General features: G+C 52.2%; 9 protein-coding genes. 7 read left to right on the forward strand and 2 right to left on the reverse strand.

Annotated elements, in window-relative coordinates:
• Both Q1K23_RS03735 and Q1K23_RS03740 read right to left on the reverse strand, forming a co-directional pair.
• Nucleotides 1-299 (reverse strand): hypothetical protein (locus tag Q1K23_RS03735; RefSeq protein WP_300362588.1); only part of this gene is annotated, 299 nt, incomplete at its 3' end.
• A gap of 55 nt (nt 300-354) precedes the next feature.
• Nucleotides 355-2283 (reverse strand): thioredoxin domain-containing protein, encoded by a 1929-nt coding sequence (locus Q1K23_RS03740; protein WP_300362590.1) that lies wholly within the window; start codon nt 2281-2283, stop codon nt 355-357.
• A gap of 157 nt (nt 2284-2440) precedes the next feature.
• On the opposite strand from Q1K23_RS03740, the gene dsbD reads away from it, so the two are divergent.
• The 7 genes from dsbD (at nt 2441) to Q1K23_RS03775 (ending at nt 11143) form a co-directional block, all read left to right on the forward strand.
• Nucleotides 2441-4162 (forward strand): protein-disulfide reductase DsbD, encoded by a 1722-nt coding sequence (dsbD, locus tag Q1K23_RS03745; RefSeq protein ID WP_300362591.1) that lies wholly within the window; start codon nt 2441-2443, stop codon nt 4160-4162.
• A 67-nt stretch (nt 4163-4229) separates the two neighbouring features.
• Complete coding sequence (locus Q1K23_RS03750; RefSeq protein ID WP_300362593.1) at nt 4230-5423, forward strand: amidohydrolase family protein; 1194 nt, start codon at nt 4230-4232, stop codon at nt 5421-5423.
• 13 nt (nt 5424-5436) lie between these two features.
• Entirely contained in the window at nt 5437-6006 is a 570-nt protein-coding gene (locus tag Q1K23_RS03755; RefSeq protein ID WP_300362595.1) for an aminodeoxychorismate/anthranilate synthase component II, read from the forward strand.
• A complete protein-coding gene (locus tag Q1K23_RS03760) occupies nt 6006-7199 on the forward strand; it encodes a hypothetical protein (RefSeq protein ID WP_300362596.1) in 1194 nt (397 codons plus the stop codon). The genes Q1K23_RS03755 and Q1K23_RS03760 overlap by 1 nt, the downstream gene beginning before the upstream one ends.
• Nucleotides 7200-7287: 88 nt before the next feature.
• A complete protein-coding gene (locus Q1K23_RS03765; RefSeq protein WP_300362597.1) occupies nt 7288-8595 on the forward strand; it encodes an ATP citrate lyase citrate-binding domain-containing protein in 1308 nt (435 codons plus the stop codon).
• Between the two features lie 12 nt (nt 8596-8607).
• The gene (locus tag Q1K23_RS03770) at nt 8608-10431 is read left to right on the forward strand and encodes a citrate/2-methylcitrate synthase (RefSeq protein ID WP_300362598.1); all 1824 of its coding nucleotides are present in this window, start codon (nt 8608-8610) and stop codon (nt 10429-10431) included.
• Nucleotides 10432-10492: 61 nt separating this feature from the next.
• Entirely contained in the window at nt 10493-11143 is a 651-nt protein-coding gene (locus Q1K23_RS03775) for a type II secretion system protein (RefSeq protein WP_300362599.1), read from the forward strand.
• Nucleotides 11144-11211 lie beyond the last annotated feature (68 nt).

Genomic DNA, 11211 nt, shown 5'->3' on the forward strand with positions numbered 1-11211 from the left:
TCGAGAAGGTTCTGGCACACTTTCCACCCCTGATGGAGCGCTTTGGCCTCTCCCTCGGCCTCCAGGAGAATCGTCTCTTTTTCGACACTTTCACCCGAAGGGACGAAGGCAAGCACGCGCGCGCCCAGCTTTTCGAGGATCCGCGCCGCCTCTTCGGTGGCGGCGGCCACGCAGCCTTCGCGGCAGCGAAAACGCATACGTCCCGTTTGGGAGCCGATCCCCAGCGTTTCGGTGGTCAGGTCGAAGTAGGGGAGATCCTCCTCGATGAAGCGGTCGATCTCCTGGTCGGAAAAAAACATACGACGGATCCTCCTGGCGAGATGACCGTAGTATATCCAAATATATAACGCTTTTTCAAGTCGCCTTTTTGATCGCTTCCGCCGCCGCCTCGGGGGTTTTGACGGCGGCGAAACAGCTTCTGCGTCCGCAGATGAGATAGTCCGGTTCCACGGCGCCTTTGTAGAGAATCCAGGGATAGGGGAGGGCGTCGATGACGGGTTTGGCTTTAGCCAGACGGTTGGGGAGGGATTTGACGACTATATCCTCCTTGAGCCAGCGGATCGCGGCGGTGGCGAAAGTGGGATGGTAGATGGGTTGCCGTGCGATTTTGACGGAGCGGTACTCCAGGCTTTTGAAGGCGATTTCCGCATACCGCTCGTCGATCAGCGAACCGAGGGTCAGCAGCACGTCGGTCATCACGGCGGCGCTGGAGGGGTAGCTGGTGTCGGCGATGTCCGCTTCCGTCTCGAACTCTCCCCGGCTGAAATACCATTTGCCGTTTTCATGGAAGCGATCGACGGCTTCCTCAGCCAGACGCTGTGCTTCGACGAGCCACATTTCGTCCAGTGTGGTCCGGTAGGCCTGCAGCAGCGCGTCGCACAGATAGGCGTAATCCTCCAGAAAGGCTTCGATCGTGGGTTCTTTGCCCGCCAAAGCACTGTGAAAAAGTGTCGTGTCGCGTCGCATCAGACTTATCAGCGCTTCGAGACTCTCCCGTGCGTCGCCGAGATGTTTCGCATCGGTTTCGGCGGCGAGGAAGAGGGCTTTGATCATCATCGCGTTCCAGGCGGTGATGATCTTCCGGTCGATGAAGGGGTAGGTTCTCGTTTCTCTCAGGCTTTTGAGGATCGCGCGGACTTTCGGCCACCATTCGGGCCGCTCATCGTTTCGCAACCGTACGATGCACTTTCCTTCGAAATTGCCTTTCGGTGTGATGGAGAGGTTTCGGCATATCTCTTCGGCCTCCTCTTTCGCGAAACCGCCCTTTTGCAGGGCTTCCATCACCTCTTCGTATCCGTAGACGAAATATTTCCCCTCCACGCCCTCCGTATCGGCGTCGCTGGCGGCGTAGAAAAGACGGTCATGGGACATCTTCTCTTTCATGAAGAGAATGATATCTTCGGCGATGTCTCGATAGAAGGTTTCCCCCGTCACCCGGTAGGCTTTCAGGTAAGTGGCGCACAAAAGGGCGTTGTCGTAGGTCATCTTTTCGAAGTGGGGCACCAGCCACGCATCGTCGGTGCTGTAGCGGCAAAATCCCCCGTCCACGAGATCGTAGAGGCCGCCTCTGGCCATATTCTTCAGCGTGGTCGTCGCCATTTCGAGAGGTTCCGGCCGGCCGGTGAGGCCGTGGATGTCCAGAAGCAGGTCGAGGGTGGAGGCGTGGGGGAACTTCGGGGCTTTGGAGAAGCCGCCCCATTCGGGATCGAAACTCTCCTGCGCCTGGGAGACGGTCCGGTCGATGAGAGAGAGCTCCAGTCTGGTCGCTTTGACGGGTCCCTCCCCGGGTGCCAGAAAACGCTGGATCTCCTCGGCGTTTTTGACGATCTCTTCCGGCGAGCGGTTCCACTTTTCGTGGATCACCTCGATCAGCTCCAAAAAACCCATCATGTTGTATTTGCGTACGGGCGGGATGTAGGTGCCGGCGAAAAAGGGTTTGCGCTCAGGCGTCATGAAGATGCTCAGAGGCCAGCCCCCGGGGCGCTGATTGAGAAGCAGATGGACGTTCTGATAGTATTTGTCGATGTCGGGGCGCTCTTCCCGGTCCACTTTGATGGAGACGAAATGGGCGTTTAGATATTCGGCGATCTTTTCGTCTTCGAACACCTCCCTCTCCATCACGTGGCACCAGTGGCAGCTGGAGTAGCCGATGGAGAGGAAAATGGGCTTGTTTTCCCTCAAAGCTTTTTCGAAGGCTTCGTCGCACCAGGGCCACCAGTCGACGGGATTGTGGGCGTGCTGCTGAAGGTAGGGGGAGTCTTCGTGAATGAGTCGGTTCGGCATGTTTGGGCCTTTTTTCTTCCGATAGTAGCGAAGAGAGTTTATGACTTGATTTAAAGCGGCAGATTACCATTCGGGTTTACCGAAAATTTACGTGAAGTGTGGTTTAATGGAGTCCATTATTTATAGGGCACCTATAGAAACCCGGGAGGATACGCGCATGGTTAGATGGATAGGATTGTTGATACTGCCGGTTCTGATGATCGCCGGGGCGTTGGGTGTGGACGAAGCCTTCCGGCCGTCGGCGAAGATCGACGGGACGCATATCCGTTTTGCCATCGATATCGCCGATCATGTGCATCTGAGCAGGGAAGGCCTGAAATTTTCCGTGGCGCCCGCGGACAAAGTCTCTTTGAAACGTTACACGCTGCCGCCGGGTCAGAAGGACGAGTTCGGCGACGAAGTCTATACGGGACATTTCGAAGTCGATCTGCCGCTGGAGGTGAAAGGCGGGGCCAAAGAGGTGGAGCTGACGGCGGTCTATCAGGGATGTTCGGACAAAGGTTTCTGCTATCCGCCCGTCACGAAAAAGTACCGGTTCGAACTCTCTGGAGGTGAGACTTCTGGAGAAGCGAAGCGCACGTCCGCCCCCTCCCTTTCGGAGGAGGAGTCGATCGCCTCCACACTGAAATCGAAAAGCTTCGGGATCGTCCTGCTCACCTTTTTCGGTTTCGGTCTGCTGCTGGCTTTGACGCCCTGCGTCTTTCCGATGATTCCGATACTCTCGTCGATCATCGTGGCCCAGGGTGAGGGCATGACGGCCAAAAGGGGTTTCTGGCTCTCTTTGGTCTATGTCTTTTCGATGGCCGTCACCTATACGATAGCCGGGGTCTTCGCCGGACTTTTCGGAGCCAATATCCAGGCGGCGCTTCAGAACCCGTGGGTGATCTCCCTCTTTTCTCTTCTTTTCGTGGCGCTCGCCTTTTCGATGTTCGGGTTCTACGAACTGCAGCTGCCGGCCTCCTGGCAGAGCCGGCTCAGCCGTACCAGCGACGAAGCGGGGAAAAAGGGAGGGCTGGCCGGTGTCGCGGTCATGGGCTTCCTTTCGGCCCTCATCGTCGGGCCCTGCGTGGCGCCGCCTCTGGCCGGAGCCCTCATCTATATCGGGCAGACGGGTGACGCGCTGCTGGGCGGTGCGGCGCTTTTCGTGATGAGTTTCGGTATGGGCGTGCCGCTTCTTCTCATCGGCACAGGTGCCGGAAAGTTCATGCCTCGCCCCGGCGGATGGATGACGCTGGTGAGCGAGATTTTCGGTGTCGTGATGCTGGGCGTCGCGATCTGGATGCTCTCGCGCATCGTGCCCGAGAGTGTGGCCATGGGGCTTTGGGCGGTGCTTTTCATCGTAAGTGCCGTCTATATGGGTGCCCTCGAACCCCTGGGTGAAAAGCGCTCCTGGAACGCCTTGTTCAAAGGCATGGGCGTCGTGTTTCTGCTCTATGGCGCGATGCTTCTTTTCGGTGCCTTCACGGGTGCGGCCAATCCTCTCGATCCTCTCGAAACGCTCCGGACACGTTCCGTCTCGGCAGCACTTCCATCCGGCAAACTCCGTTTCGAGCCTGTCTCGAGGCTCGACGAACTGCTCGAAAAGATAGAAAAGAGCGACAGGCCCGTCATGGTCGATTTCAGAGCCGACTGGTGCGTCAGCTGCAAGGAGCTCGAGGAGAATACCTTCAAAGATCCCCGTGTCGTTGAAGCGCTGAAAGGGTATGCCCTCTATCAGGTGGACGTGACACGCAACACGCCGGAAGAGAAAGCGATGATGAAACACTTCGGCATCTTCGGTCCGCCGGCCGTTCTCTTCTTCGAAAAGGGCAGGGAATTAAAAGAAAAACGGATATCCGGTTACAAATCTCCGGAGGAGTTTTTGAGACTTCTCTCCTGACTTACCGGAATTTTACACGCTTTAGACTATAATCGGACCGAATCATAAAACTACCAAGGTTGTCGGCATGGTGATCAAAAACGCGAAAATCGTAACGCCCGAGGGGGTCGTGGAAGGTGATCTGCGCATCGAAAACGGTGTCATTGCACAGATCGGCAGCGATCTGGACGGCGAGAATGTGAAAGATGCCGCCGGACGCTATCTGCTTCCGGCTCTGGTCGATATCGGGGTAGGGGTACTCGACGGCAGACTGCGCGGCGGTACGCTGCAGAAACTTGCGAAAAAAGCCTACAGAAACGGCTTCGGAACCGTCGTCGTCTCCTCGTTGTCGCTGCCGCGTATCGACAACGAGATCACGCTGGAGTTCGCCAAGTCCCAGGCGGAACTCTGCCCCGAAGCCGAAATACTTCCGCTTCTCTCCGGAGTCAGGGAGGAGGGTGGTCTCAGCGACTGTTCGATCCTTCTGAAAGAGGGGGCGGTGGGGATCGAGTTCGAAAGCCATATCGACGGCAATCTGATCCGGCGTCTGATGGAGTATGCCAGAATGCACGGCGTCAGACTCTTCTGCCGTGCCAACGATCCGGCCCTGCAGGGAGACGGTGTCATGCATGAAGGGGAAGTGTCGAGCCGTCTCGGGCTCTCCGGCATCCCCTCTCTGAGCGAATTTTCCCAGGTGGCCCGTATCGGAGAGTTTGCCAAAGCCTATGAAGTGGAGACGGTGATCCTGGGTGCCTCCACGCCGGAAACGATCCGAATATGCCGGGAAAACCCCTGGTTGAGGTCGCAGGTTTCCCTGCATCATCTGCTGCTTGATGACAGAGCATGCGACAATTACGCCACATCCGGCAAAATCTTTCCTCCTCTTCGCGATGAAAAGAGCCGATCGGAACTGCTGGAGAGTCTCAAGCGCGGCGAAATCGATATGGTGACGTCACTTCACTCACCCGTTTCCAAAACTGCCAAGGATGCGGTATTCGCCGAAGCAGCGTATGGTATCGACGGACTTTCCGATTTTCTGCCTCTCTTCTATACACGGTTGATAGAGCAGGGTTTTGCAGATTTCTCCATGCTCGCGGCATTGACGGCGACACATCCGGCGGAGGTTGCGGGGCTTGGCGAGAAACTGGGAAGGATCGAAGTCGGGCAGGATGCCAGGCTCATACTTTTCGACCCGGAAAAAGAGGTCTTTCCGACGGCCGAAAACTCTCCTTACGGAAAAGAGGCGCTTCGGGGTGCGATAGAGAAGATAGAAACGAATTGAAGGAAACAAGAAAATGGTATTGATGATCGACAATTACGACAGTTTCACCTACAACATCGTCCAGTACTGCCTGGAATTGGGAGCGGATCTGAAGGTGATTCGCAACGATGAAATGAGTGTCGAGGAGATACGTGCGCTGCATCCCGAAAAAATCATCATCTCCCCGGGGCCCGCGACTCCCAACGAAGCGGGTGTGAGCCTGGATGTGGTGAAAGAGTTCCACAAAGACACTCCGATTTTCGGCATCTGCCTTGGGCACCAGACGATCGCCCAGGCTTTCGGAGGCAAAGTGGTTCGTGCCAAAAATCTGATGCACGGCAAAACCTCGACGATGGAAGTGCATATCGAGTCTCCCATATTCAGATTTATGCCCGACACTTTCACGGCGACACGCTACCACTCTCTCGTGGTCGAAAAGGAATCTCTTCCTGAACGGATCGTCACCACAGCATACAGCCACGACGATCATGAAATCATGGCACTGGAAATCGAGGGGTATCCTGTCTATGGCGTGCAGTTTCATCCCGAATCGATCATGAGCGAACACGGCCATCTGATGCTGGACAATTTCCTGAAACTCTGATGTCACGTCTCAGACTTTTCGTTTCGATCCTCCTTTTTGTCCATCTGGTCGTTCTGATCTGGGTGGCATGGGGGCTGCCCATCGGACCCCATGAAGCGAAAATCTTTTTCGGCGAACCGAATATCGTTTCGATGCTGATGCATTTTGGAAAAAATCTGTGGCCTTCACTCGATTTTATCAACATCAGAATACCTTTTCTTCTTTTGCATCTTCTCAATCTGTTTCTTTTCTACAACCTCTCCAGAGTTGTTCTGAAAGACGACGTTTCGGTGTTTACATCCTTCGTGATCTTTCTCTTGCTTCCGGGTATCGTAAGCTCCGCTGTTCTGGCTACATCGACAGGACTTATTCTGGCTCTCTATCAGGCTTTTTTACTGCTATATCTGAAAAGAAAAAAATTATGGGCATATCTTTTGCTGCCGCTGCTTCTGTTCGTAGACAAAAGCTGTGTCATTCTCTATTTCGCTCTTTTCACCTATGCTCTCTGGCGCAGGGAGATTCCGCTGCTTGTCGTTACGATTCTGCTTTTCGGGATTTCGATCAGTATGTACGGTATCGACATGCACGGAAAGCCGGTAAACTATTTCGCCGATACCATCGGCCTGTACGCCGCCATCTTTTCCCCTCTCGTTTTTCTCTACTTTTTCTATGCCATGTACCGTATCCTTCTCAAAGGCGACAAAAACATCATTTGGCACATCAGTTTTACCGTACTTGTTCTTTCGCTCATCATCTCCCTGAGGCAGAGGATCCCCATCGAGGATTTCGCACCCTATGTTATCGTCGCGATCCCGATGATGGTCAAGCTCTTTTACCAGTCGTTTAGGGTCCGGCTACCGCAATTCAGGAAAAAGTATCTCCATATGGCCGGTATCGTCTTTTTCGTTCTGACCATAAACACCCTCGTACTTCTGTTTCACAAACCTCTCTTTCTCGTGCTGCACCATCCCCAGAAGCATTTCGCGGCACCTTTCTATATTCCCTACTGGTGTGCCATGGAGCTGAAAAAACGTGGTATCCGTGAAATCGGAGTCGAAAAGAGTGTATTGGCATTTCAGTTTCGATATTACGGAATCGCATCGGGCAAAAAATTGCAGTTGACGAAAAAACCGTGTAACGGCTGTGAAAGCGTAACGATTCGATACAAAAATAAAATTATCGACACATGTTATGTTTCAAAAATAAACAACTAAACTTTTTTCCTTCCGAGTTTGAAGCTTCAAAGCTTTCATTTTAAAAAATAGTGCTAAACTCATGAAATAAAAATCATAAGGAGTTGTGATGGCTCAAAAAGCGATACGTGAGTATGACGGTAAAGCCATTTTCGCCAAACATTGGAACGAATATTTCGATGGCTTTCACTACGATTTCAAATCTGTACTGGTAACCAGTGCGGACGAGTTGCGCGAAAAAGCGAAAGAACATGGATTTGAATGGCTGACCCAGGAGCCCCTCGTCGTAAAACCGGACATGCTTTTCGGTAAACGCGGGAAAAACGGACTGGTTCTTTTCAAAGTCGAAAAACCGGGCGATGTCACACTCGAGGATGCCGCCAAGTGGATCGAAGAGAAGCAGAGCCACGAAGTGACGCTGCTTTCCGGTCAGAAAGGTATGCTCACACACTTCATCGTCGAGCCGTTCACTCCGCACACACAGGATCAGGAATACTACATTTCCGCGACGGTCGTCGACAACGACGACGTGCTCTACATGTCTGCCGAAGGCGGTATGGAAGTCGAAGAAGGATGGGAAGAGAAGGTCAACGAAGTCCGTATCCCCATCAACATGAGCGAGAACGAAATGGAGCGTGCGGTCCATGCCAACGTTCCTGATGGAATTCCCGATGAAGCGAAAGAGAGATTCGCATCATTCGCTATCCAGTTCTTCAAATTCTACCGCGATCTCAACTTCGCATACCTTGAAATCAACCCGATTGTCATGATCGGCAACGATGCGCACATTCTGGACCTCGTCGCACGACTCGACGATACGGCGGGATTCCTGATGAAAGACAAATGGGGAGATATCGAGTTCCCGACACCGTTTGGAATGGAAGATATGTCACCCGAGGAGAAAGCGATCGCCGAAGCCGATGCCAAATCGGGCGCATCGTTGAAACTGACGATCCTCAACCCCGAAGGACGCATCTGGACGATGGTCGCAGGTGGTGGTGCGTCGGTCGTCTATGCCGATACCATCGCCGATCTCGCAGGTGTCAAAGATCTGGCCAACTACGGCGAGTACTCCGGAGGCCCGACGGAGAGCGAAACACAGTTCTATGCCGAAACCATTTTCGATCTGATGACCCGCTACGAAGATCCGCGAGGAAAGATCCTGATCATCGGCGGTGCGATCGCCAACTTCACGGATGTCGCGAAAACCTTTACAGGAATCATCAAGGCACTTGAAAAGTATGCCGACAAACTGAAAGCACACAACACGAAAATCTATGTACGACGCGGTGGACCGAACTATGAAAAAGGTCTTAAAGATATCAAAGAGGCAGCCGAGCGACTTGGACTCTATATGGAAGTCTACGGACCGGATACTCACGTAACCGATATCGTACGTATGGCACTTGAGAAGTAAGGGAGATAGAAGATGAGCAGCAGACTTTTTACAAAAGACACACAAGCGATTTTCTGGAACAACAACAAGAGCGCGATTCAGCGTATGCTCGACTACGACTATGTGATCGGTCGGGAGAAGCCTTCCGTCGCGGCGATCGTCGCACCGACGAGCTCCAACAAGTTTGAGAAGTTTTTCTACGGACCGGACGAAATCATGGTCCCGCTCTACCGGTCGACGCCGGATGCGGTCGCAGAGCACAAAAACGCCGATGTACTTCTGAACTTCGCGTCATTCCGTACCGCCTACGATGTGACGATGGAAGCGTTGGATCTGGGCAAACAGTTCCGGACCATCATGGTGACGGCGGAAGGTATCCCCGAAAGAATGGCTCGTATCATGAATCAGCGTGCACGAGACAACGGAACACTGGTCATCGGGCCGGCTACCGTCGGTGCGATTACCCCCGGTGCATTCAAAATCGCGAACATCGGTGGTACCATCGAAAACATCATCAACTCCAAACTCCACAGAGCCGGTAGCGCGGGTCTGGTGACACGATCCGGAGGTCTGTTCAACGAACTTTGTAACATCATCGCACTCAATGCAGACGGTATCGCCGAAGGTGTTGCGATCGGTGGTGACCGTTTCGTAGGATCGGTCTTTATCGATCACCTCCTGCGTATGGAAGAGAATCCGGATGTCAAATATATGATTCTTCTGGGTGAAGTGGGAGGTACGGAAGAGTACAAAGTGATCGAAGCTGTCAAATCCGGCAAGATCAAGAAGCCGATCATCGCATGGTGTATCGGTACCATCGCCAAACACTTCAGCAGCGGAGTACAGTTCGGACACGCAGGCGCGAGTGCGAATGCCGAGCGTGAAACGGCTGAAGCGAAAAACGCTGCGATGCGTGAAGCGGGTATTCATGTGCCCAACAGCTTCAACGATCTGCCTCAGACGATCCATCAGGTATACACAGATCTGAAAAAACAGGGTGTCATTCAGGAGATCGAAGAGCCCGAAGTTCGTGAAATTCCGAAAGTACGCAAGCCGAAAAACTTCATCTGTACCATCAGTGACGACCGCGGTGAAGAAGCGACCTATGCCGGATATCCGATCAGCTCCGTAGCGACTCCCGATACCGGTAAAAGCATCGGGGATGTCGTCAGCCTTCTCTGGTTCAAAAAAGTCTATCCGAAATGGGCGACAGATTTCATTGAAACGGTCATCAAAACGGTTGCAGATCACGGTCCTGCGGTCTCCGGTGCCCACAACGCCAAAGTCACCGCGCGTGCCGGCAAATCTGTCGTCGAATCACTTGTTACGGGACTTCTGACTATCGGTCCCAGGTTCGGTGGCGCGATCGACGGTGCAGCGAAATATTTCAAATACGCCAATGACAACAACATGACACCCCAGGAGTTCCTGGCCTATATGAAAAAACAGGGTATTCCGATTCCTGGAATCGGTCACCGTATCAAGTCCCTGCGAAACCCGGACAAGCGTGTCGAAGGGCTCAAAAAATATGCCAACGAGTATTTCCCGAGCACATCGCTGCTCGAATACGCTTTGGAAGTCGAGCAGTTGACGACTTCGAAAAAAGACAATCTTATCCTCAACGTCGACGGAACCATCGGTATTCTGATGGTCGATATGTGGCGTGCACTCGGATACACCGAGCAGGAGATCGACGAATTTATCGAAAGCGGTACACTCAACTCCTTCTTCATTCTCGGACGCACCATCGGATTCATCGGACACGTTCTCGATGAAAAACGCCTGGCGATGCCGATGTACCGCCATCCTATGGATGACATCCTCTACGACGTCAAGCCTGCCGAGGAAATCAAGTAACTCTCTCTTCTTCTGCCTTGTGGTATAATTGGTAAAAACCAGTTATACCCGAGGTTCTTTCATGAAAAAAGCCTTCACTATGTTAGAACTGATATTGGTCATTGTAGTAGTGGCTATATTGTCAGTTGTGATGATTCCTCGCTTTTCCGACAGTCAATTGCGTGAAGCAGCGGACCAGATTATTTCCCATATACGTTACACACAGCATCTCGCCATGATCGATGATAGGTTTAAACCAGATGACCAAAATTGGTTTAGATCCAGATATCAGGTATTTTTTCACCATGACAATTCAGGTGATAAACACCTGATATATACTATCTATTACGACAAAAACAAAAATAGCACTTCTACTCCTACGACGGATGAAATTGTTACAGATCCAGCTACAAAAAGAAAATTGACCGGAAATAGTACATATACTTCTTCCTATATGGAACAACTTGATTTGACCCATAAATATGGAATGGAAGAAATCAATATTTGCGGAAACACAATCGATACAACGGGTGGCAGTACAAGTCGGATATATTTCGACAATACTGGAAGACCATACTATATGAATGCCACATCAACAATGGACAATAGTGTAGGACTGGGTGATCTGCTTTCCAATACATGCGATATCGTTTTTAAAAGTAGTGACGGAAATTTTACGGTTTCCATCGAACCTGAAACAGGATATGTTCATTTGAGTTCAATAAATTACTGATCTTTCAAAAAAGCAAAAAAATCGCACTTTTTTCCGAAAACCCCTTGACAAGGTGTGCGCTAGCTGCT

It is taken from the genome of Hydrogenimonas sp. (genome assembly GCF_029933015.1).
Classification (GTDB): domain Bacteria; phylum Campylobacterota; class Campylobacteria; order Campylobacterales; family Hydrogenimonadaceae; genus Hydrogenimonas.